This window comes from Kitasatospora sp. NPDC015120 (assembly GCF_043080305.1).
In the GTDB taxonomy this organism is placed as follows: Bacteria; Actinomycetota; Actinomycetes; order Streptomycetales; family Streptomycetaceae; genus Kitasatospora.
Genome location: NZ_JBIBVJ010000001.1, coordinates 793,129 through 815,076 on the forward strand (window position 1 = coordinate 793,129; position 21,948 = coordinate 815,076).

Annotated in this window: 18 protein-coding genes and 2 tRNA genes; 6 read left to right on the top strand and 14 right to left on the bottom strand. The window is 72.9% G+C overall.

Translation table 11 applies throughout. The features are described from left to right. The first annotated feature begins 21 nt into the window (after nt 1-21). Both wecB and ACF1AK_RS03735 read left to right on the top strand, forming a co-directional pair. Nucleotides 22-1,194 carry a non-hydrolyzing UDP-N-acetylglucosamine 2-epimerase gene (wecB, locus tag ACF1AK_RS03730; protein ID WP_391497120.1) on the top strand — a complete coding sequence of 391 codons (1,173 nt, stop codon included), beginning with the start codon at nt 22-24 and terminating at the stop codon, nt 1,192-1,194. Nucleotides 1,195-1,395: 201 nt separating this feature from the next. Continuing rightward, a complete protein-coding gene (locus ACF1AK_RS03735; RefSeq protein ID WP_391497121.1) occupies nt 1,396-2,931 on the top strand; it encodes a chitinase in 1,536 nt (511 codons plus the stop codon). Nucleotides 2,932-2,966: 35 nt separating this feature from the next. Here ACF1AK_RS03735 and ACF1AK_RS03740 read toward each other — a convergent pair whose 3' ends face one another. Both ACF1AK_RS03740 and ACF1AK_RS03745 read right to left on the bottom strand, forming a co-directional pair. Further along, nucleotides 2,967-3,500: a hypothetical protein gene (locus tag ACF1AK_RS03740; RefSeq protein ID WP_391497122.1), complete on the bottom strand. Its 534-nt coding sequence runs from the start codon at nt 3,498-3,500 to the stop codon at nt 2,967-2,969. 256 nt (nt 3,501-3,756) lie between these two features. Further along, nucleotides 3,757-6,396: a valine--tRNA ligase gene (locus ACF1AK_RS03745; RefSeq protein WP_391497123.1), complete on the bottom strand. Its 2,640-nt coding sequence runs from the start codon at nt 6,394-6,396 to the stop codon at nt 3,757-3,759. A gap of 184 nt (nt 6,397-6,580) precedes the next feature. On the opposite strand from ACF1AK_RS03745, the gene ACF1AK_RS03750 reads away from it, so the two are divergent. Beyond that, a complete protein-coding gene (locus tag ACF1AK_RS03750; RefSeq protein WP_391497124.1) occupies nt 6,581-7,369 on the top strand; it encodes a hypothetical protein in 789 nt (262 codons plus the stop codon). A gap of 73 nt (nt 7,370-7,442) precedes the next feature. Here the strand turns inward: ACF1AK_RS03750 and clpX are convergent, their stop codons facing one another. The 6 genes from clpX to ACF1AK_RS03780 all read right to left on the bottom strand — a co-directional run bounded on the left by clpX (nt 7,443) and on the right by ACF1AK_RS03780 (nt 13,998). After that, complete coding sequence (gene clpX / locus ACF1AK_RS03755) at nt 7,443-8,732, bottom strand: ATP-dependent Clp protease ATP-binding subunit ClpX (RefSeq protein ID WP_030309676.1); 1,290 nt, start codon at nt 8,730-8,732, stop codon at nt 7,443-7,445. 281 nt (nt 8,733-9,013) lie between these two features. Then, on the bottom strand, nt 9,014-9,676 hold the full coding sequence (locus ACF1AK_RS03760; protein ID WP_380294607.1) for an ATP-dependent Clp protease proteolytic subunit: 663 nt from the start codon (nt 9,674-9,676) through the stop codon (nt 9,014-9,016). Nucleotides 9,677-9,732: 56 nt separating this feature from the next. Further along, entirely contained in the window at nt 9,733-10,350 is a 618-nt protein-coding gene (locus ACF1AK_RS03765) for an ATP-dependent Clp protease proteolytic subunit (protein ID WP_376096046.1), read from the bottom strand. 284 nt (nt 10,351-10,634) lie between these two features. Then, nucleotides 10,635-12,032, bottom strand: coding sequence for a trigger factor (tig, locus tag ACF1AK_RS03770; RefSeq protein WP_391497125.1), 1,398 nt, complete (start codon nt 12,030-12,032; stop codon nt 10,635-10,637). Nucleotides 12,033-12,287: 255 nt separating this feature from the next. Continuing rightward, nucleotides 12,288-13,823 carry an MDR family MFS transporter gene (locus tag ACF1AK_RS03775; RefSeq protein WP_391497126.1) on the bottom strand — a complete coding sequence of 512 codons (1,536 nt, stop codon included), beginning with the start codon at nt 13,821-13,823 and terminating at the stop codon, nt 12,288-12,290. 101 nt (nt 13,824-13,924) lie between these two features. Further along, a tRNA-Pro gene (locus ACF1AK_RS03780) sits at nt 13,925-13,998 on the bottom strand. A gap of 144 nt (nt 13,999-14,142) precedes the next feature. On the opposite strand from ACF1AK_RS03780, the gene ACF1AK_RS03785 reads away from it, so the two are divergent. Next, nucleotides 14,143-14,213 (top strand) — tRNA-Gly (locus tag ACF1AK_RS03785). A gap of 134 nt (nt 14,214-14,347) precedes the next feature. Here ACF1AK_RS03785 and ACF1AK_RS03790 read toward each other — a convergent pair. After that, entirely contained in the window at nt 14,348-14,902 is a 555-nt protein-coding gene (locus tag ACF1AK_RS03790) for a hypothetical protein (protein WP_391497127.1), read from the bottom strand. Nucleotides 14,903-15,128: 226 nt separating this feature from the next. On the opposite strand from ACF1AK_RS03790, the gene ACF1AK_RS03795 reads away from it, so the two are divergent. Continuing rightward, a complete protein-coding gene (locus tag ACF1AK_RS03795; RefSeq protein WP_391497128.1) occupies nt 15,129-15,929 on the top strand; it encodes a DUF6348 family protein in 801 nt (266 codons plus the stop codon). A gap of 36 nt (nt 15,930-15,965) precedes the next feature. Here ACF1AK_RS03795 and ACF1AK_RS03800 read toward each other — a convergent pair whose 3' ends face one another. The 4 genes from ACF1AK_RS03800 to ACF1AK_RS03815 form a co-directional block, all read right to left on the bottom strand. Further along, nucleotides 15,966-16,160: a hypothetical protein gene (locus tag ACF1AK_RS03800; RefSeq protein WP_355372342.1), complete on the bottom strand. Its 195-nt coding sequence runs from the start codon at nt 16,158-16,160 to the stop codon at nt 15,966-15,968. A gap of 521 nt (nt 16,161-16,681) precedes the next feature. Then, on the bottom strand, nt 16,682-17,821 hold the full coding sequence (locus tag ACF1AK_RS03805; RefSeq protein WP_380298572.1) for a PP2C family protein-serine/threonine phosphatase: 1,140 nt from the start codon (nt 17,819-17,821) through the stop codon (nt 16,682-16,684). Nucleotides 17,822-18,275: 454 nt separating this feature from the next. Next, nucleotides 18,276-18,767 (bottom strand): ribose-5-phosphate isomerase, encoded by a 492-nt coding sequence (locus tag ACF1AK_RS03810; RefSeq protein ID WP_391497129.1) that lies wholly within the window; start codon nt 18,765-18,767, stop codon nt 18,276-18,278. Nucleotides 18,768-18,837: 70 nt separating this feature from the next. Further along, nucleotides 18,838-19,437 (bottom strand): biotin transporter BioY, encoded by a 600-nt coding sequence (locus ACF1AK_RS03815; RefSeq protein ID WP_391497130.1) that lies wholly within the window; start codon nt 19,435-19,437, stop codon nt 18,838-18,840. A 301-nt stretch (nt 19,438-19,738) separates the two neighbouring features. Here ACF1AK_RS03815 and ACF1AK_RS03820 point away from each other — a divergent pair, with 301 nt between their 5' ends. Continuing rightward, the gene (locus tag ACF1AK_RS03820; protein ID WP_391497131.1) at nt 19,739-21,151 is read left to right on the top strand and encodes an amino acid permease; all 1,413 of its coding nucleotides are present in this window, start codon (nt 19,739-19,741) and stop codon (nt 21,149-21,151) included. Between the two features lie 73 nt (nt 21,152-21,224). Here ACF1AK_RS03820 and ACF1AK_RS03825 read toward each other — a convergent pair whose 3' ends face one another. Next, complete coding sequence (locus ACF1AK_RS03825; protein WP_391497132.1) at nt 21,225-21,866, bottom strand: DsbA family protein; 642 nt, start codon at nt 21,864-21,866, stop codon at nt 21,225-21,227. Nucleotides 21,867-21,948: the final 82 nt, after the last annotated feature.

The following is a 21,948-nucleotide window of genomic DNA, read 5'->3' on the forward strand; positions in this document are numbered from 1 at the left end:
CCCGAACGGAGCCTTCGCGCCATGACCCCGTACCCGTCCCCGAAGCCCGCCGCCGAGAGCCCGCTCGCGCCCGGCAGCGTCGCCGTCGTCCTCGGCACCCGCCCCGAACTGGTCAAGCTCGCCCCGCTGATCCACGAACTCGGCCCCGCCACCCGCCTGGTCCACACCGGCCAGCACTGGGACGAGGCGATGTCCGGCCGCTTCCTGCGCGACCTCGGCCTGCCCCGCCCCGAGCTGCTCACCGGCGTCGGCGGCCGCCCCCGGGCCGGCCAGATCGCCCGCTCGCTCGGCCAGCTCGACGCCGCCTTCGCCGAGGACCGCCCGGCCGCCGTCGTCGTCCAGGGCGACACCAACGCCACCCTGGCCGGCGCGCTCGCCGCCAACGCCCGGGACATCCCGCTGGTGCACGTCGAGGCCGGGCTGCGCAGCTTCGACCGGGCGATGCCCGAGGAGCACAACCGGGTGATGGTCGACCACATCGCCGACCTGCTGTGCGCCGCCACCCCCGACAACGCCGCCAACCTGCGCGCCGAGTCCCTCGCCGAGGAGCGGATCGCGCTCACCGGCAACACCGTGGTCGAGGTGGTCCGCAGCTCGCTGCCGCACGCCGCCGCCCGGGCCGCCCTGCTCGCCGCCCACGGCCTGACCGCGGACGGCTACGTGCTGGCCACCGTGCACCGGCCGGAGAACACCGACACCGCCGAGGCGCTCGGCGCCGTCCTCGCCGAGCTCGACCGGATCGCCCGCCGCGGCACCCCGGTGCTGTTCCCGATGCACCCGCGCACCCGGGCCGCCGTGGAGCGGTTCGCCCTGGACGGGCTGCTGGAGCGGATCGCGGTCACCGGACCGGTCGGCTACGCGGACTTCCTGGGCCTGGCCCGGCACGCCGCACTGCTGGTCTCCGACTCCGGCGGGGTGCAGGAGGAGTGCACCGTGCTCGGCCGCCCGCTGCTGGTGGTGCGCCGCTCCACCGAGCGGCCGGAGGCCGTCGAGGCCGGCTTCGCCGCGCTGGTGGCCCCCGGCGCCGAGCTCGGCGGGCTGGCCCGGGCCTGGCTGGCCGACACCCCCGAGCGGCTCGCCCGGCTCGCGGCCGCCCCCAGCCCCTACGGCGACGGCCTGGCCTCCGCCCGGATCGCGCGGCTGACCGCACGGCTGGCCGAGGAGCCCGCCGCGGCGGTGCCGGCGGCCGCCTGACACCGGGCCCCGGACCGGCCGTGGACCGGCCCCGGACCGGGGCCCTCTTGACAGCCGAATTGGTCTACTCCATTTTGTGAGGGCAAGTCTCCGATCCCGACAGGGACTTGAGTTGTCGGTAGCTCCCGCACGCGTCCCCATCGACACCCGGACGGTTCTCCCCCACGAGAGCCGCCGGCCTCCCCCACAGGAGATGGAGTCATGCCACCTGCCCGACAGCGGCGCCCGCGCGCCGTCCACTCGATGCTCGCCGGCGCCAGCGCCGTCGCCATCGGCCTCAGCGGTCTGGTCCTCGCCGGCGGCTCCGGTACCGCCCAGGCGGCGCCCGGCGACGTCGAACTGATCACCAACGGCGGCTTCGAGGACGCCAACCGCCTCAACGGCTGGACCTGTACGGCCGGCGCGCCGGAGACCACCACGGTCCACGCCGGCACCGGCGCCCTGCGCTCCACCCCCGAGGGCAGCGGCACCGGCGAGTGCACCCAGACCGTCACGGTCAAGCCGTCCTCGACCTACACCCTGAGCAGCTGGGTCCAGGGCTCGTACGTCTACCTCGGCGCCCGCGGCACCGGCGGCACCGACCCGAGCACCTGGACGCCCGGCGGCACCACCTGGTCCAAGCTCAGCACCACCTTCACCACCGGGGCGAACACCACCAGCGTCACCGTCTACCTGCACGGCTGGTACGGGCAGCCGGCCTTCCTGGCCGACGACGTCTCCCTGCTCGGCCCGGGCGACCCGAAGCCCAGCCCCACCGCGACCAGCCCCACCCCGACCGGCCCGGGCAGCCCCTCGCCCACCGACACCACCACGCCCTCCCCCACCGCCACCACGCCGCGGCCGCCGTCCAAGCACCTGCTCACCGGCTACTGGCAGAACTTCGACAACGGCGCCACCGTGCAGCGGATCAGCGACGTCCCGGCCGCGTACGACATCATCGCGGTCTCCTTCGCCGAGGCCACCGGCACGGCCGGCGGCCTGGGCTTCGCCCTGGACCCGACGCTCTCCTCCCGGCTCGGCGGCTACACCGAGGCCCAGTTCAAGGCCGACATCGCGGCCAAGAAGGCGGCCGGCAAGAAGGTGATCCTCTCGGTCGGCGGCGAGAAGGGCTCCGTCTCCGTCAGCAGCGCCTCCGCGGCCGCCAACTTCGCGAACACCGCCTGGTCCCTGATGCAGACCTACGGCTTCGACGGCGTGGACATCGACCTGGAGAACGGCATCAACTCCACCTACATGGGCCAGGCCCTGCACACGCTGGCCGCCAAGGCCGGAGCCGGCTTCACGCTCACCATGGCGCCGCAGACCATCGACATGCAGTCCACCGGCATGGAGTACTTCAAGCTGGCGCTGAACGTGAAGGACATCCTCACCATCGTCAACATGCAGTACTACAACTCCGGCGCCATGCTGGGCTGCGACGGCCAGGTCTACTCCCAGGGCACCGTCAACTTCCTGACCGCCCTGGCCTGCATCCAGCTGAAGGGCGGGCTGCGGCCCGACCAGGTGGGCCTCGGCGTCCCGGCCTCCACCAGCGCGGCCGGCGGCGGCTACGTCAGCCCGAGCGTGGTCAACAACGCACTGGACTGCCTGGCCGCCGGCACCAACTGCGGCAGCTTCAAGCCCGACACCAAGTGGCCCGGGATCGGCGGGGCGATGACCTGGTCGACCAACTGGGACGCCAAGGCGGGCGGCGGCATCGCCTCCACCGTCGGCTCCCACCTGCACGCGATGCCGTAACCGGCGCACGCGCGGCCGCGGGGCCCGGGCGGGGTTCAGACCCCCGCCCGGGCCTCCGGCACTCCCACGGGCGCGCCGCCGTGCCGGCGGCGCAGTTCGGCGGTGATCCCGGCGAGCTCGCCCTCGGGCAGCAGCGGCAGCATCATCGCCACGCCCTGGAGCAGTCCGCCGAGCAGGAAGGTGGTGTCGGGGGTGGTGGCGACCAGGCCGCGCACCTCGGCCACCGAGCCCTGCGCGACCGCCTCGATCAGCCGGGCGGCGTCCACGCCCTCCTCGTCGATGTGCACGGCGCCGGTGTCCCGCGGGGCGCGCCGGGCCATCGCCCGCAGCACCCGGTCGCCGACCTCGGGGGCGTAGGCCTTGCGGACCGCCTCGGCGGCGATCCAGGTGAGCAACGTGGTCACCTCGCGCTCGACGTGCTCCTCGAACAGCCGGTCCAACGCGTGGTCGAAGGCGAGCTGGTTGCCGTGCCGGAAGGCGAGCAGCAGGGCCGCCGCCCGTCCCTTGGCCTCCTCGACCGCCTCGGCAGGCAGTTCGCCGGCCAGCTCCTCGGTCACCATCACGTCCATGCCCTCCCGTCAACTCCTCGCCGTGCGGAACTCGAAGCACACCGTACACAGTCGACCTGGAAACTTCCGCGAGCGCGCGCGGGCAAGACAGGAATGAATTCGGGCGGAATAGGACCCCACCCGGTCCGGGACGATTATTCGCCGGAAGGGACCAACGGATTGGGCTATTGGGCCGCACGATTTTCCGACCTGAGGAAAAACGCCGGGAGCCGCACCCCGCGTCGGCGGGGTGCGGCTCCCGGGAACCGTCGGCGTGTCAGCCCTGGGGCAGCCCCGCGAGCTGGGCGGTGATCCGGGCGATGTCCGCCTCGGCGGCCTCCTGACGGCCCCGGATCTTGGCGACCACGTCGTCCGGCGCCTTGGCCAGGAAGGCCTCGTTGCCGAGCTTGGCGCCGCACTGCGCCTTCTCCTTCTCGGCCGCCGCGAGGTCCTTGGCGAGGCGCTTGCGCTCCGCCGCGACGTCGATCGTGCCGGACAGGTCCAGCGCCACGGTCGCGCCGGCGACCGGCAGCGAGGCGGTGGCCGCGAAGCCCTCCTCGGGCACGGTCAGCCGCAGCAGCGAACGGATCGCGTCCTCGTGGACGGCGAGCACGGTGCCCGCCAGCTCCAGCCGCGCCGGGACCTTCTGGGCCGGCTGCAGGCCCTGGTCCGAACGGAACCGGCGGACCTCGGTGACCACCTGCTGCACCGTGGCGACCTCGGCCTCGGCCGCGGCGTCCCGGAAGCCGCTGTCCTTCGGCCAGTCGGCGACGACCACCGACTCGGCGCCGGTCAGCGTGGTCCACAGCGCCTCGGTGACGAACGGCACGACCGGGTGGAGCAGCCGCAGGGTGACGTCCAGGACCTCGCCCAGCACCCGGCGCGAGGCCTCGGCCTGCGCGCCGCCCTTGGCCAGGGTGGTCTTGGAGAGCTCGACGTACCAGTCGAACACCTCGTCCCAGGCGAAGTGGTACAGCGCGTCCGAGGCCTTGGCGAACTCGTAGTCGTCGTACAGCGCGTCGACCTCGGCCACGGTCGCGTTCAGCCGCGACAGGATCCAGCGGTCCACCGCGGTCAGCTGCTCCGGAGCGGGCAGCGGGCCGTCCACGGTCGCGCCGTTCATCAGCGCGAACCGGGTCGCGTTCCAGATCTTGTTGCAGAAGTTGCGCGCGCCCTTGACCCAGTCCTCGCCGATCGGCACGTCGGCGCCCGGGTTGGCGCCGCGGGCCAGGGTGAAGCGGACCGCGTCGGCACCGTAGGCGTCCATCCAGTCCAGCGGGTCGACGGCGGTGCCGGAGGACTTCGACATCTTCTTGCCGAACTCGTCGCGGACCAGACCGGTCAGCGCGACCGTACGGAACGGCGCCTCGCCGTCCATCGCGTAGAGGCCGAACATCATCATCCGGGCGACCCAGAAGAAGATGATGTCGTGGCCGGTGACCAGGACGTCGGTCGGGTAGAACTTCTCCAGGTCGGCGGTCTTCTCCGGCCAGCCCAGCGTGGAGAACGGCCACAGGCCGGAGGAGAACCAGGTGTCCAGGACGTCCGGGTCCTGGTGCCAGCCCTCGCCCGACGGCGGCTGCTCGTCCGGGCCGACGCAGACGACCTCGCCGTCCGGGCCGTACCAGACCGGGATCCGGTGGCCCCACCACAGCTGGCGCGAGATGCACCAGTCGTACATGTTGTCGACCCAGTCGAAGTAGCGGCGCTCCAGCTCCTTCGGGTGGATCTCCACCTTGCCGTCGCGGACCGCGTCGCCGGCCGCCCTGGCCAGCGGCTCGACCTTGACCCACCACTGCAGCGACAGCCGCGGCTCGACCACCGTGTGGCAGCGCGAGCAGTGGCCGACGGCGTGCATGTACGGACGCTTCTCGGCGACGATCCGGCCCTGCTCGCGCAGCGCGCCGACGACGGCCGAACGGGCCTCCAGCCGGTCCAGGCCGAGGAACGGGCCGTGCACGGTGATCGCGCCGCGCTCGTCCATGACGCTCAGGTTCGGCAGGTCGTGGCGCTGGCCGATGGCGAAGTCGTTGGGGTCGTGCGCCGGGGTCACCTTGACGGCGCCGGTGCCGAACTCCGGGTCGACGTGCTCGTCCGCGACGACCGGGATCTCCCGGTCGGTCAGCGGCAGCTTGATGGTGCGGCCGACCAGGTGCCGGTACCGCTCGTCCTCCGGGTGGACGGCCACCGCGGTGTCGCCCAGCATCGTCTCGGCCCGGGTGGTGGCGACGACGATCGCGTCCTCGCCGTCCCCGTAGCGGATCGAGACCAGCTCGCCGGGGACCTCCTCGTGCTCCACCTCGATGTCGGACAGCGCGGTCAGACAGCGCGGGCACCAGTTGATGATGCGCTCGGCGCGGTAGATCAGACCGTCGTCGAAGAGCCGCTTGAAGATGGTCTGGACGGCCTGCGACAGGCCCTCGTCCATGGTGAAGCGCTCGCGCGACCAGTCGACGCCGTCGCCGAGGCGGCGCATCTGGCCGAGGATCTTCCCGCCGTAGTTCGCCTTCCACTCCCAGACCTTCTCGACGAAGGCCTCGCGGCCCAGGTCGTGGCGGGAGAGGCCGGACTCGGCGAGCTGCTGCTCGACCTTGTTCTGGGTGGCGATGCCGGCGTGGTCCATGCCGGGCAGCCAGAGCGCCTCGAAGCCCTGCATGCGCTTGCGGCGGGTCAGCGCGTCCATCAGCGTGTGCTGGAAGGCGTGGCCCAGGTGCAGCGCACCGGTGACGTTCGGCGGGGGGATGACGATGGTGTACGGAGGCTTGTCGCTCGTGGCGTCGGCGGTGAAGTAACCGCGCTCTACCCAGCGCTCGTACAGCTCGCCCTCTACGTCCGCCGGGGCGAAGGTCGTCGGGAGGGTGGCTGCTTCGTCCCCGGCGTGCGTGCTCACGGGGCGCTGGTTCGTGGTGTCGGTCACGACGGACAGTTTACGTAACCCGGGAACCGGGGGACGAACCGCTTTCGGTCCGCGGACACCACGACCCGCCGCAGGACGTCCACGGCCGTTTACCCGAACGGGTGACACACCGGTGCGATAACGTGCCGGACATTCGTCCGAGCCAGCGCGCAAGCCCGGCACCACCGTCCCAGGGAGGGCCTCCGTGTCCGAGCAGAACCCCTACGGCGCCCCGCCGCCGCCCGGCGGCCAGCCCTACGGAGGGCAGCCCTACGGCGGCCCGCCCGCCCCGCCGCAGACCCCGCCGCCCTACGGCGCCGTCCCGCCGCAGCCCGGTCAGCCGGGCCCTCCCGGCCAGCCCGGCTACGCCCCGTACGGCGCCTTCCCCGCCCCGCCGCCGCGCCGCTCCCGGCGCACCCTCGGCATACTCGTCGGCGTCTTCGTCCTCGTGCTGGTCCTCATCGGCGGCGCCGTCGCGTACTTCGTCTTCGACGTCACCTCCAACGCCGGCACCCAGAAGATCGTCCTGCCGGCCACGTTCAACGGCCTCACCAAGGACGAGAACAACGAGGTCGCCCGGCAGATGGAGCAGGCCATCACCACCGAGCTCGGCAAGGGCGACGGCTCCTGGCACCCCACCGGCGTCAGCGCCGTCTACCAGGACTCCGCCGAGGACCCCAAGCTCGTGGTGCTCGGCGCCTACGGCAAGGTGCTCGCCCCGAAGACCGAGCTCAACGCCATGTTCAAGGGACTGCAGTCCGACGGCACCACGCTCAGCGACCGGCACGCCGTCGACCCGGGCCCCAAGGGCGGCAGCATGGACTGCGGCGTCGCCTCCCAGGACGGCACCGACCTGGGCGTCTGCGCCTGGGCCGACTCCAGCAGCCTCGTCCTGACGATGGCCCCGCCGGCCACGGAGGGCGCCCGCCCCGACCTCGACAAGCTCGCCGCGGACACCCGCGCGCTGCGCGCCGTCGCCGAGATCCCGAAGTAGCCCGCACGCACGAGGGCCCCGGCACCGCCTGCGCGGCGGTACCGGGGCCCTCGTCGTGACCGGGCGGGCCGGGTCAGGCGCTCTTCTCGCGCCGTTCCCGCTTGATCATGTCGCGCGGCACCAGGGTCGGGATGGCGTGCTTGGAGACGACGTCCCCGGTGACCACCACACGGGCGACGTCCTGGCGCGAGGGCACCTCGTACATCACGGACATCAGCACCTCCTCCATGATGGCCCGCAGACCGCGCGCGCCGGTGCCGCGCAGGATCGCCTGGTCGGCGATCGCCTCCAGCGCGTCCCGGGAGAACTCCAGCTCGACGCCGTCCAGTTCGAAGAGCTTGCGGTACTGCTTGACCAGCGCGTTCTTCGGCTCGGTGAGGATCTGCAGCAGCGCCTCGCGGTCCAGGTTGTGCACGCTGGTGATCACCGGGAGGCGGCCGATGAACTCCGGGATCATGCCGAACTTGACGAGGTCCTCCGGCATCACCTGGCGGAAGTGGTCGCTGGCGTCCAGCTCCCGCTTGGAGCGGATGTTCGCGCCGAAGCCGATGCCCTTGGCCCCCGCCCGGCCCTCGATGATCCGCTCCAGGCCCGCGAACGCCCCGCCCACGATGAACAGCACGTTGGTGGTGTCGATCTGGATGAACTCCTGGTGCGGGTGCTTGCGCCCGCCCTGCGGCGGCACCGAGGCGGTGGTGCCCTCCAGGATCTTCAGCAGCGCCTGCTGCACGCCCTCGCCGGAGACGTCCCGGGTGATCGACGGGTTCTCGCTCTTGCGCGCGACCTTGTCGATCTCGTCGATGTAGATGATCCCGGTCTCGGCCTTCTTGACGTCGTAGTCGGCCGCCTGGATCAGCTTCAGCAGGATGTTCTCGACGTCCTCGCCGACGTACCCGGCCTCGGTGAGCGCGGTGGCGTCCGCGATCGCGAACGGCACGTTCAGCATCCGGGCCAGGGTCTGCGCCAGCAGCGTCTTGCCGGAGCCGGTCGGTCCGAGCAGCAGGATGTTGGACTTCGCCAGCTCGATGGCGTCCTCACGGCCGTTGCCGCCGCTGCGGCCGGCCTCACCCGCCTGGACCCGCTTGTAGTGGTTGTAGACCGCCACCGACAGGGCCTTCTTGGCGAGGTCCTGGCCGACCACGTACTGGTCCAGGAACTCGTAGATCTCGCGGGGCTTCGGGAGCTCCTCGAACCGCACCTCGGAGGTCTCGGCGAGCTCCTCCTCGATGATCTCGTTGCAGAGGTCGATGCACTCGTCGCAGATGTACACGCCTGGGCCGGCGATCAGCTTCTTCACCTGCTTCTGCGACTTGCCGCAGAACGAGCACTTGAGCAGGTCGCCACCGTCTCCGATGCGTGCCACGAGGTGCTTCCCCTTCGCCAGGGGCCCCGCGGGAGTTCCGGGGCCTGGTGCTGTGGACCGTCGACGCCGACGGCGATCGGTCTCGCTATCCGACGGTACTCTGCCGCGCCGCCGATTCCGCCCTCTTCGCCGGGTCTGCCCTACGCCCTGGGCGAATTGATACCGAACAGATGCCGTCGGAGCAGCCGCCGGTGCGCCGGGGGCGGGGCGCGCGAGCCGGTCGCACGCCCCGCCCCCGGCGGCCTCCCCGCCCGCGGACGGGCCGGGAGGGGGTGCCGGCCTCAGGAGGTCAGCGAGGCCTTGCGGGTCGAGATCACGAGGTCGACCAGACCGTACTCGACGGCCTCCTCGGCCGTGAGGATCTTGTCGCGCTCGATGTCGTCGCGGACCTGCTCGACGGTGCGGTTGGAGTGCTTGGACAGCATCTCCTCCAGCTGCTCGCGCATCCGGAAGATCTCCTTGGCCTGGATCTCCAGGTCGGAGACCTGGCCGCGGCCGGTCTCGGTGTACGGCTGGTGGATGAGGATGCGGGCGTTCGGCAGCGCCATCCGCTTGCCGGGGGTGCCGGCCGCCAGCAGCACGGCCGCCGCCGAGGCCGCCTGGCCCATGCAGACGGTGGTGATGTCGGGCTTGACGTACTGCATGGTGTCGTAGATGGCCGTCAGGGCCGTGAACGAGCCGCCGGGCGAGTTGATGTACATCTGGATCTCGCGGTCCGGGTCCATCGACTCCAGGCACAGCAGCTGCGCCATGATGTCGTTGGCCGACACGTCGTCCACCTGCGAGCCGAGGAAGATGATGCGCTCCTCGAACAGCTTGGCGTACGGGTCGTACTCGCGGATGCCCTGCGAGGTGCGCTCGACGAAGCGCGGGACGATGTAGCGGCCCTCGGCCCGCATGTCCTCGACGCGGGCCTTGGCGGCCGACAGGCTGGGGATGTTCATGGGTGTTCTGGTCCTCCGGAGCGTTGTGGCTGTGGTCTCGTGGGCCCGGGCCGGGCTCAGGCGCCGGTGCCGCCGCCGCCGGGGACGTCCGCGGCGCTGTGCATGATCGCGTCGATCAGGCCGTACTCCAGGGCCTCCTCCGGCGTGAACCAGCGGTCGCGGTCGGAGTCCTGGGTGATCTGCTCGAAGGACTGGCCGCTGTGGAACGCGATCAGCTCGGACATCCGCTTCTTGGTGCGCAGCAGCTGCTCGGCCTGGATGCGGATGTCGGTGGCCGAGCCGCCGAGACCGGCGGAGGGCTGGTGCATGAGGATGTTGGCGTTGGGCAGCGAGAAGCGCTTGCCCTTGGCACCGGCGGTCAGCAGGAACTGGCCCATCGAGGCCGCCATGCCCATCGCGATGGTGACGACGTCGTTCTTGATGTACTGCATGGTGTCGTAGATCGCCATGCCGGCCGAGATCGAGCCGCCCGGGGAGTTGATGTAGAGGAAGATGTCCTTGTCCGGGTCCGCGGCCAGCAGCAGCAGCTGGGCGGTGATCTTGTTCGCGATGTCGTCGTCGACCTGCTGGCCGAGGAAGATGATCCGCTCGTTGAGCAGCCGGTTGTAGACCTGGTCGCCGAGGCCGCCCAGCACGTCACCAGCGGCGGCGTGCGGCGCCATCGGGCCGGGCATCTGCATCTGCGGGTACGTCACTTAGCCACCTGCTCAGTCGATTTGGACGGTCGCTCCACGGCCGTCACGATGTCGCACAGCTTCCGGGTATCACGTCGTGATTGTTGCTGTCCATGGACCCTAACGCGCAGGCCGGGCCGCTGAATCCCTCACGCAGAACTGTTCGCTGTGAGCGCAGGGTTCGCGGCCGCGGCGCCCCCGGGGCCGGGAACGGCGCGGGCCCGGACACCGTACGGCGTCCGGGCCCGCGCTCACGCCCCGGGCGAGCGAGGCGACCGCGGCGGTCAGGCCTCGGTCTTCTCCTCGGCCTCGGCCTCGGCGGCCGGGGCCTCGACGGTCTCGGCCGACTCGTCGGCCTCGTCGTCGTCGAAGTTGATCTCGTTGCCCTCGGTGTCGACGACCTTGGCGGCCTCGACCACGGTGGCCAGCGCCTTGCCGCGGGCGACCTCGCCGACCAGCAGCGGAACCTGGCCGCCCTGGACGACCTGCTGGGCGAACTGGTCCGGGGTGAGGCCCGAGCCGGCGGCGCGGCGGATGAGGTGCTCGGTCAGCTCCTCCTGGGAGACGTTGAGCTCCTCGTCGGCGACGATCTGGTCCAGGACGAACTGGGTCTTGATGCCCTTCTTCGCCTGCTCCTCCAGCTCCGCGAGGTACTCCTCCTCCGACTTGCCCTGGGTCTCCAGGTAGCTCGCCAGGGTGAGGCCCATCGGCTCCAGCTGGTGGTGCTCCAGGTTGTGCTTGCGGGTCTCGATCTCGTCCTTGAGGAGCTTCTCCGGGAACTCGATCTCGACCAGGCCGAGCAGCGCGTCGAGCACCTTCTCCTGGGCCTGGGTGGCCTGGTCGTACTCCTTCATGCGCTCCAGGCGCTTGCGGGAGTCGGCCTTCAGGTCCTCCAGGGTGTCGAACTCGCTGGCCAGCTGGGCGAACTCGTCGTCCAGCTCGGGCAGCTCCTTCTCCTGGACGGCGGTGACCGTGACGGTGACCTCGGAGGTCTTGCCGGCCTGGGTGCCGCCCTTGAGCTCGGTGGTGAAGGTGGCGGTGCCGCCGGCCTCCAGGCCGACGACGGCCTCGTCGATGCCGTCGATCAGACGGCCCGAGCCGATCTCGTAGCTGACGCCGGCGGCGGTGCCGTCCTCCGGCACCTCGCCGTCGACCTTGGCCTCCAGGTCGACGACCACGATGTCACCGGCGGCGGCGGCGCGCTCGACGTCCTTGACCGAGGAGAAGCGCTCGCGCAGCTGCTCCAGGGACTTGGCGACGTCCTCGTCGGAGACCTCGATCGGGTCGACGGTCACCTCGATGGACGAGAACTCCGGCAGGGTGATCTCCGGACGGACGTCGACCTCGGCGGTGAACTTGAGGTCACCGCCGTCGGCGATCGTCTCGACACCCTCGATGTTGGTGATGTCGGGCTGGCCGAGGACCTCGATCTTGCCCTCGTCGACGGCCTGCGTGTAGAAGCGCGGCAGGGCGTCGTTGACGGCCTCCTCCAGCACGGCGCCACGGCCGAAGCGCTGGTCGATGACCCGGTTCGGGATCTTGCCCTTGCGGAAGCCCGGGACCGAGACCTGCTGGTTGATCTTCTTGTACGCCGCGTCGAGGCTGGGCTTGAGCTCCTCGAAGGGCACCTCGACGGTGAGTCGAACCCGGGTCGGGTTCAGAGTCTCGACGGCGCTCTTCACGGTTAGGTCTCCTATGGGCTTGCGGTCAGGTTGCCTGCGCCCCTCCCCGGACGCCGGCCGGGGCCGGTTTCCAGCGGGTCGGGCGAGACGGGCGATGGGCGGTTGGAGCTGCATCTCCCGTGGGGGGTGGACGGTGAGCGTGACTCCTCGCCCTCGTGCGGTTGACCTGGGTGGACGCCACAGGGACTACCGCCAGCGCCCCATCCTACCGGTACCACGAAAGGCGGACGCCAGGACGCCGCCGTCCGGGCCCGTTCAGGCCCCTCCGGCGCTCTTCGCGGCGGTCTGCGGGGCGGCCCGCGGGGCGTCGTCCGGGGCGGTCCGGCCGGCGGCCGCGGAACGGCCCCCGGCGGGGCCGGCGGCCGCCGGGCGCATGGTCGCGGCGGCGTCGGAGTCCCGCACCCGCAGCGCGATCACGGCCGCCAGCAGGGCCAGCGCGGCCGCGGTCAGGAAGGCCGCGCGGTAGGCGGTGAGGTTCGCCACGGGCGTACCCGAGGCGTCCGCGGCGAGGGGTCCGACGGCGGTCAGCACGGTGCCGAGCACGGCCACGCCGAGCGCCGAGCCGATCTGCCGCTGGGCGTTGTAGAGGGTGGAGGCGGCGCCGGTGGCGGCGGCCGGGACGGTCGCGAAGGCGGCGGTCTGGCTCGGCATGAAGACGTGCGACATCGCGAAGCCGGTGAGGAAGAGCAGCCCGCGCACGGCCCACAGGTTGCTCTCCGGCCCGATGGCCGCCATCAGGGCCAGGCAGCCGGCCACCACCGCGGCGCCGGCGGCGAGCATCCGGCGCGGGCCGACCCGCGGGTAGAGCCGGGCCGACACCTGGGAGGCGAGCATCACGCCGAGCGCCTCGGGGAACACCATCAGCCCGCTGTGCAGGGCGTCCATCCCGAGCGCGTTCTGCATCAGCAGCGGGAAGAGGTAGAGCATGCCGAGGAAGGCGGCGCCGGAGAACAGCGAGAGCAGGTTCACGGTGCGGAAGATCCGGTCCCGGAAGAGCCGCAGGTCGAGCATCGGCTCGGGGCGGCGCAGCTCGACCGCGACCAGGGCCGCGAGGGCGAGCAGCCCGGCGAGCGCCGGGGCGAGGATCCGCGCGCTCCCCCACCCCTCGGACGCCCCTTCGGAGAGCGCGTACATCGCGCCGCCGAAGCCGACGGCGGCGAGCAGGAAGCCGGCCACGTCGAACCGCCCGGCCCGCTCGACGCGGTAGTCGGGCAGGAAGAGCAGGCCGAAGACCAGCCCGGCGAGGCCGACCGGCACGTTGACGGTGAAGACCCAGTGCCAGGACCGGCTGTCCACCAGCCAGCCGCCGAGCACCGGACCGCTGGCCGGGGCGACGGCGGTGGGCAGCATCAGCACCCGGGTGGCGCGCATCCGCTCCTCCTGCGGGAAGGCGCGGAAGAGCATGGTCATCCCGACCGGGGTGAGCAGGCCGCCGGCCGCGCCCTGGAGGATCCGGTACAGGGTGAGCGCGGAGAGCGAGCCGGCCGTGCCGCAGAGCAGCGAGGCGGCGGTGAACAGGGCGAGCGCGCACAGGAAGACCCGGCGGGTGCCGAAGCGGTCGCCGAGCCAGCCGGAGAGCGGCACGAAGACGGCCAGGCTGACCAGGTAGCCGACGTTGACCACGCCGACCCCGGCCGGGTCGGTGCCGAAGTCACGGCCGATGGCGGGCAGGGCGACGTTGACGATCGTGCCGTCCATGATCGTCATGAACAGCGAGGCGACGAAGACGACGCCGACCGCGATCTTGGGGTTCATCCGCCGCGCCGGCGGGGCCGGGCTCGTCGCACTCATCGGGGGCTCTCCAGGTTCGGTGAAAAATCAACCAGTCACCATGCCCGAACGGCCCCGCAAACGACAACAGGGCCCCGCCGTGGGCGAGACCCTGCGCACGGTCGGGGTGACCGGATTCGAACCGACGGCCTTCCGCTCCCAAAGCGGACGCGCTACCAAACTGCGCCACACCCCGTGGTGCCGAGAGGAAGCGTACACGCCGGGCCCTGCCGGATCGCCGGGATATTCCGGGGCCCGCACGGGAACGGGGTGTGCACGCAGCCGACCGGACCAGGTACGCTGTTCCCGACCTTCCGTCCGGTGACGGCCGGAGGATCGCGCGGGCGTAGCTCAATGGTAGAGCCCTAGTCTTCCAAACTAGTCACGCGAGTTCGATTCTCGTCGCCCGCTCAGCAGGAGGAACGGCCCCGGTGGACGCTCGGCGTCCACCGGGGCCGTCCGCGTTCCCGGCGCTCCGTCAGCGCCCGCTCCCCGCCGCCCCGGTCGTCCCCGCCACTCCCTCGCCCCCGTCACCCCGTCGGGCCTCACAGGCCCAGCCGGGCGGCCCGGGCGGCGGCCCGCTCCAGCAGCCGGTGGACGTCGGCCTGCCGGGTGGCGGGCCGGTCGTTGAACTGGTCCGGGGAGTTCACCGGGCGGCCGGTGGCGTGCAGCACCTCCATCAGCTGGACCCGGGCGGTGCGCACGGTGGCCGGGGTGCCGAAGCCGTGGGCGAGCACCGCGGCCTGGGCGCCCAGCAGGCAGACCCGGCCGGCGTCGTCCCACATCGCCCCCTGCAGCCAGCCGTGCGCGGCGATGTACCGGGAGGCGAGGGCGAGGTGCTCGGCGGCGGTGACCGCGACGGGGCGGGCGGGGCGGCGCAGCGCCCGGTCGAGCAGGGTGGCCCGGGGCAGCGGGTGGCCGGCGTGCCAGGGCCGGTGCACCTGGCCGTGGCGCCACGGGTGGGGCGCCGGAGCGCGCGCGGGGGCGGGCAGCGAGGCCAGGTACGCCTCGATCTCGGCGACCAGCCCGGAGGCGTCCGGGGCGAGCAGCCGGGCCGGCAGGGCGGTCGGCGCGGTGGGCGGCGGGGCGGTGCGGGGCATGCGGGTCCTCCAGGCGGCGCCGGTGGTTTTCGCTACCCAAAATGGTGCATACCGGTCATCCCTGCGACCGGAGCGGCACGCCGGGGGCTGCGGGCCGGCGCCGCACGGCGGCGCCCGGGCGGTTTCCCGGGGGGCCCGCGGGCCGATAACCTCGGCGGCGTTCGAGAGCAGTTCGATGGCAGCCGGCGTTCGAGACGACTCGGAGCCCGTGAGCGGAGGAGTCCCCGTGCGCCCGCAGGACCGACTGGCCGTCATTCAGCGCTGCGTGGTCCGGGAGATGGCGCGCCTCGGGCAGGAGTTCACCGCCGACGGCGAGGTGGTGCGCGGCCCGGGGACGGTCGCGGTGGCCGTGCGGGAGCATCCGGGCGGCGAGGGCGCCGGGCACGTCGACCTCGGCTGGGCGCTGGAGCTCGGCCGGGCGGACGCGCCGGTGCTCTGGGACTGCGCGGCCGGCCTCGGCCAGACCGAGGAGGAGAAACTGGAGAACGCGGTGCGGATGTGGGCCACCACCACGGCGGCCGCGCTGGTGGAGCTGCGGGAGGGCCGCGGCGCGCACGCCGACCACGCCGACCACCCCGAACTGCCCGGCTGGCACGCCGTCCAGGGGCCGGCGGCGGTCTTCGGGTTCGGCAACGAGCGGCTGGCGGCCTGGCTGGCCGGGAACCGGGTGGTGCCGGCGCTGGCACCCGCGCTGCTGCCGGCGCTGACCGGGCCGCAGGCGCGGCGGCCGCACGGGGTGAAGCTGTTCCTCGGCGGACGCTCGGGGGACGACGTGGCCGAGGTCAGGATCGACGGCGAGGTCAGCGAGGCGGCGTCGGCGGCACTGCGCGCGCTGGACTGGCCGCGCGGCGAGCGGCTGTGCTGGGCCCGGCTGTTCGTGCTGCTGACGGCCCACGGGGACCCGGCGTCGCCGCCGACCGCGCCGGCCGGCGCCGGCGGGCTCGCGGCCCGGCCGGCGGCCGTGGCGGCGGCGCGCCCGCGAGGCCTGTTCGCCCGGTGGCGTCAGGCGAGGCGCGCCGACCGGTGACGGAGCACCGGCCGTGGCGGGCCGGCGGTCCGGGGGTCAGCTGGCGATGTTCGAGATGGACTTGGCGATCTGGCTCAGGAAGTCCTGGATCGGCTTGGCCGCCGTGCTCTGGTTGAGCATGAAGCCGAACAGGGCGGCCAGGATGAAGTGCCCGACCTTCAGCTGCTTCTGGCGGATGAAGATGAAGCAGATGATGCCGAACAGGACCAGCGCGGAGACGGAGAGTGCCACCCGGACTCACTTCCTCGTTCTTTCATAGCGGGGCGCCACCGGCGGACGACCCCTGCGAAGCCGGACCCCGGCCTGTCCGACGGTCCCGAGGCGGAACGGCAGTTCGTCCGGCACGTCGAGGCCGGAGGGAAGGCCGCCCGGTACGGCCGCACGGTGTCCGTCGTGCCGCATGTGACGCCCCCCATCCCCCGAATCCTGAACAGTCCCGCCCGGACTCAGTGTGGTCGACCATGCCGATTGCGTAAAGGTCTGACAGTCGGTCGAACGCCGATATCCCGCGATGCGAGACGAGTTTCCGCCGACCGGGACGATAGCCGGGACGTCCCGGCGAATCGTCGGCGGGGTGCCGCTGAGCGGCCGGGAAACGTTCGGCGGGCCGGACCGGAACCGGCAGGTCCGCTCTGCTTGCAGGGCGCCGGAATTGGCTGAAGATCAGCTCCGGGGCTTGACAGCAGCTGCCGTTGGCACGTGCCCTCGCACCACCGCCGCACCGGGGCCCCGGCAGGGCCGCCGCCCGCCGCTCAGTCGCGCCAGAACAGCAGCACCGCGCGGTCGTCGTTGATGTCCCGGGCGACCGTCTCGATCAGCCGGGAGGCCGCGCCGCCGACCGCTCCCGGGCCGCCCGGCACCAGCCGGTCCGCCTCGCCCATCAGCCGGTCCATGCCCTCCGAGAGGTCCCGGCCGGGCGCCTCCACCATGCCGTCGGTGCACAGCATCAGCACGTCGCCGCGGTTCAGCCGCCCCCGCACGCCCTCGAACTTGGCACCGTCGTAGATGCCCAGCGCCGGGCCCTCCAACGCCTCCTTGACCTCCCAGCGCCCGGCGCCCGCCAGCCGCTGCATGCCCGGCAGGTGCCCGGCCGAGAGCAGCTCGTACTCGCCGGTGTCCAGGTCGAGGACCAGGTGCACGGCGGTCGCGAAGCCCTCCTCCCAGGACTGCCGCAGCAGGTAGCCGTTGGCGGCGGGCAGGAAGTCGTGCGCGGGCAGCGAGCCCAGCAGCCCGCCGAACGCGCCGGAGAGCAGCAGCGCCCGCGAGCCGGCGTCCATGCCCTTGCCGGAGACGTCCGCGAGGACCACCTCCAGCACCCGCCGGCCGGGGCCGGTGCGGTCGGCGACCACGAAGTCGCCGGAGAAGGACTGCCCGCCGGCCGGGCGCAGCGCCATGTCGGCGTGCCAGCCGTCCGGCAGCCGGGGCACCCGGCTCTGCACCCGCAGCCGCTCGCGCAGGTCGAAGAGCATCGTCGAGCCGCCCCACCAGGGCACGCCGACCCGGCTGCGGAACTGGGCCAGCAGCAGGCCGCCGACCCCGGCCGCGCCGACCACCAGGGCGGCGCCGGGGGTGACCCCGTAGGTGTAGGACTCGGGGTGGTCGCTGGCCACCCGCTGGCCGGTGTGGATGACCGACTCGGCGGACAGGCCGAGCGCGGCGAGCGCGTACAGCACCACCAGCGAGCCGGGGCGCAGCAGCAGGGCCGCCGCCAGGATCGGCAGGACCAGTGCGGTGGGCGGGGCCCAGGCGGGCCACCAGACGTTGAGCAGGATCAGCAGCGGGACCAGCAGCGCGAGGGCGCACAGCACCGGCCAGTCGGCGGCGCCGCCGCGGAACCAGTCGACGGCGGCGGTGCGCAGCCTTCGGCGGACCCGGCGGAGCCTCTTGCGCAACCGGGCCGTCACGGGGTCGGACGCCGGGGCGGCGCCGGGCCTCGTCGCAGTCGTCTGGGGCGGTGTGCCCGGCGCTCTGCCAGCCATGGGGACCGACCCTATCCAGCGGTCCCGGTCGGCGTCGACGGGCCGGGCGGGGGCGGGGGCGGGGTGGCGCGGGCGCGTCAGCGGGTTTCGGCCGATTGCGGCGGGCGGCGTCCGGAGCGTCAGGAGGCGTACGGGCACAGGGCGTACGAACCGCCCTGGCGGCGCGCGCCCCGTCGTGCGGACGGCCGGGCGCGGCGCGCGCCGGAGTGCGCGCTGTGGCCGATCACACAGCGATCCCCCAGCCGCCGTCCAGGCGGCGTCCGGCCGGTTCCGCACCCCGGTGCGCGGGGCCGCGGGGAACGCGGCGGCCGGCCGCGCCGCCGGGGCGCGACCGGCCGCCGGGAGGAGCCGGGACGGACGGGAGGGGTCAGCCCTCCTGCTGCGGGTGGTGGGCCGGGACGGGCGGGAGCTCGCCGGTGGTCTCGTACACGCTGAGCATGTCGATCCGGCGGGTGTGCCGCTCGTCGCCGCTGTACGGGGTGTTGAGGAAGACCTCGACGAACCTGGTCGCCTCCTCCTCGGTGTGCATCCGGCCGCCGATGGAGATCACGTTGGCGTTGTTGTGCTCGCGGCCGAGCGCGGCGGTCTGCTCGCTCCACGCCAGCGCGGCGCGGACGCCCTTGACCTTGTTGGCGGCGATCGCCTCGCCGTTGCCCGAACCGCCGATCACGATGCCCAGCGACTGCGGGTCGGAGGCGGTGCGCTCGGCGGCACGCAGGCAGAACGGCGGGTAGTCGTCGAGGGCGTCGTAGATGTGCGGCCCGCAGTCGACCGGCTCGTGGCCGGCCTCCTTGAGCCACTCCACGAGGTGGTTCTTCAGTTCGTATCCGGCATGGTCGGAGCCCAGGTACACGCGCATGCCATGAGTGTGGCATGCGCGCGGACCCGGGCTCCGCAGGGGGCGTCGCGTCCGGCGGGCGGGGCGCCGCTCAGCGGCGGCCGAGGAGCTTCCAGGCCAGCGGGAGGGCGCCGGCGGCGAGGGCGGCCTTCAGGGCGTCGCCGACCAGGTACGGGTAGAGGCCGAGTTCGGCGGCGCGGGCCATCGGGACGTCGAGGGCGAACGCCAGGTAGGGCACGCCGACGGCGTAGATGGCGAGGCTGCCGAGCACCATCGCGACGGCGGTGCGCGCCGGCGAGCGGTCGGCGCCGCGCCGGGCCAGCGCGCCGACCAGGCCGGCGGCCAGCACGAAGCCGATCGCGTAGCCGAGCGAGGGCATCGACCAGCCGGAGGCGCCCTCGGCGAACCACGGCACGCCCGCCAGGCCGGCCAGCAGGTAGAGGCCGAGCGAGGCGACGCCCCGGCGGGTGCCGAGCGCGGTGCCGACCAGCAGGGCGGCGAAGGTCTGGCCGGTGACCGGCACCGGGGAGCCGGGGACGTTCACCGACAGCTGGGCGGCCAGGCCGGTGAGCGCGGCGCCGCCGGCGACCAGGGCGAGGTCGCGGGCCTGGGCGCCGAGGCGGGTGCCGGCGGAGGGCAGCAGGTCGGCGAGCACGGCGCGGCTCGGAACGGGGGTGCTGGCGGTGGCCATCAAGCTCTCCTCGGCACGGTGGGGATCCGGACGGCCGCCGGGGCCGGCGGACCGGGTGAGTGATCACCTCGAACCTACGCGGCGATCACGCCGAACACCGTCAGGGATCCGGACAAAGCCCCGGCCGCCCTCCTTGTCGGGTCCCGACCCACCGGGGCGACGGAGCGTGAGCGGGCGGGCCCGGACTGTCACGATGGGGTCCGCATGCTGATCCCGAACCGGACATTCTTGGCATGCTCAGCCACGTCACCGGATATTGGACAGCTCGCACCGCATGTCGAACAGTCTGGATCCACCCTCCATGGCCCCCACCTCCGCGCCGTCCGCGCCGCCCGGGACCACCGCACCCGCCTCCCCCGCCGACGACCGGCAGCTCTCCCACGGACTCAAGCAGCGCCACCTGTCGATGATCGCGCTCGGCGGCGTCATCGGCGCCGGCCTGTTCGTCGGCTCCGGCGCGGGCATCGCCGCGGCCGGACCCGCCGTCATCCTGGCCTTCGTGCTCTCCGGCCTGCTGGTCATGCTGATCATGCGGATGCTCGGCGAGATGTCGGCGGCCCGCCCCGCCTCCGGCTCCTTCTCGGTGCACGCCGAGAAGGAGCTCGGCCCCTGGGCCGGGATCACCTCCGGGTGGATGTACTGGGTGATGCTCTGCTGCGGCGTCGCCGCCGAGGCCACCGCCGCCGGCAGGATCGTCAACGGCTGGATCCCCGGCGTCTCCGCCTGGGTCTGGGTCGCCCTGTTCATGGTGTTCTTCTGCGCCGGCAACCTCACCGCCGTGAAGAACTTCGGCGAGTTCGAGTTCTGGTTCGCTGCCGTCAAGATCGCCGCGATCATCGCCTTCCTGGTGCTGGGCGGGCTCGGCGTGGCCGGCGTGCTCGGCCCCGGCGCCCCCGGCACCGCCAACCTCACCGGGCAGGGCGGCTTCCTGCCCACCGGCGTCAGCGGACTGATCGTCGGCCTGCTCGCCTCCGTCTTCGCCTACGGCGGCCTGGAGACCGTCACCATCGCCGCCGCCGAGTCCGCGGACCCCCGGCGCAACGTCGCCAACGCCGTGCGCACCGCCGTCTGGCGGATCGCGATCTTCTACATCGGCTCGATGGCGCTGGTCGTCACCCTGGTCTCCTGGAAGGACCCGGCGGTCGTCGCCGACGGCCCCTACGTCACCGTGCTGCGCCACCTCGGGGTGCCCGGCGCCGGGACGATCATGCAGTTCGTGGTGCTGATCGCCCTGCTGTCCGCGATGAACGCCAACATCTACGGCGCCTCCCGGATGGCCTACTCGCTGGTCGGCCGGGGCCAGGGCCCGCGCGCTCTCGCCAAGGTCAGCGGCGGAGTGCCGCGACGGGCCGTGCTGGCCTCCTGCCTGTTCGGCTTCGCCGCCGTCCTGGCCGCCAAGTTCTGGCCCGCCACCGTCTTCACCTGGCTGATGAACACCACCGGCGTCGCGATCCTGGTCGTCTGGCTGTTCATCTGCGTCGTCCAGCTGCGGATGCGCCGCCGGCTGGAGCGCGAGGCGCCCGAGCTGCTCACCGTGCGGATGTGGGGCTTCCCGTACCTGACCTGGATCGCGATGGCCGCCGTGGCCGGCATCCTCGCCCTGATGACCACCACCGAGGGCAACCGGCAGCAGCTGTACGCGGCCGCCGTGCTGATCACGCTGCTCACCGTCGCCGGTCTGCTCAAGCAGCGCCGGGACGCCGCCCGCGGCTGACCGGGGCGCCCGGACGCCGAGGGGCCCGGTACCGTGCGGTACCGGGCCCCTCGGCGGTCGCGTGCCGCGGCGCCTAGTCGAAGGACGGGCTCGCGGTGCGGGTGCGCTTGATCTCGTAGAAGCCCGGCGTCGAGGCGACCAGCAGGGTGCCGTCCCACAGCCGGGCCGCGGCCTCGCCGCGCGGGATCGGCGTCACCACCGGGCCGAAGAACGCGACCCGCGCGCCGTCCGCGCCCTCGACCGCGATCACCGGGGTGCCGACGTCCTCGCCGACCAGGGTGATGCCCTCCTTGTGCGACAGGCGCAGCGCCTCGTCGTACGCGTCGGTGTCCGCCGCCTGCGCCAGCTCCACCGGCAGCCCGGCCGCGGCCAGCGCCGCCTCGACGGTCGCCCGGTCCTGCGGCAGGCCCTGGTTGTGGAACCGGGTGCCCAGCTCGGTGTAGAGCCGGCCCAGCACCTCGTCGCCGTGCTGCTGCGCGGCCGCGATGCACACCCGCACCGCGCCCCAGGCATTGGCCAGCAGCTCCCGGTACTGCGCCGGAAGGTCCCGGCCCTCGTTCAGCACCGACAGGCTCATCACGTGCCAGTTCACGTCCACCGGGCGCAGCTGCTGGACCTCGATCAGCCAGCGGGACGTCATCCAGGCCCACGGACAGGCCGGGTCGAACCAGAAGTCGGCGGTCTTGCGCTCGGCGGCACCAGCGGGAGTCGTCACGGCTGTCGTCCTTCGAATCGTCCGGAAGAGGTGCGAGGAGGTGCGGAGAGGTGCGTGTGCCGGGGCCGCGCGGCCGCATCGG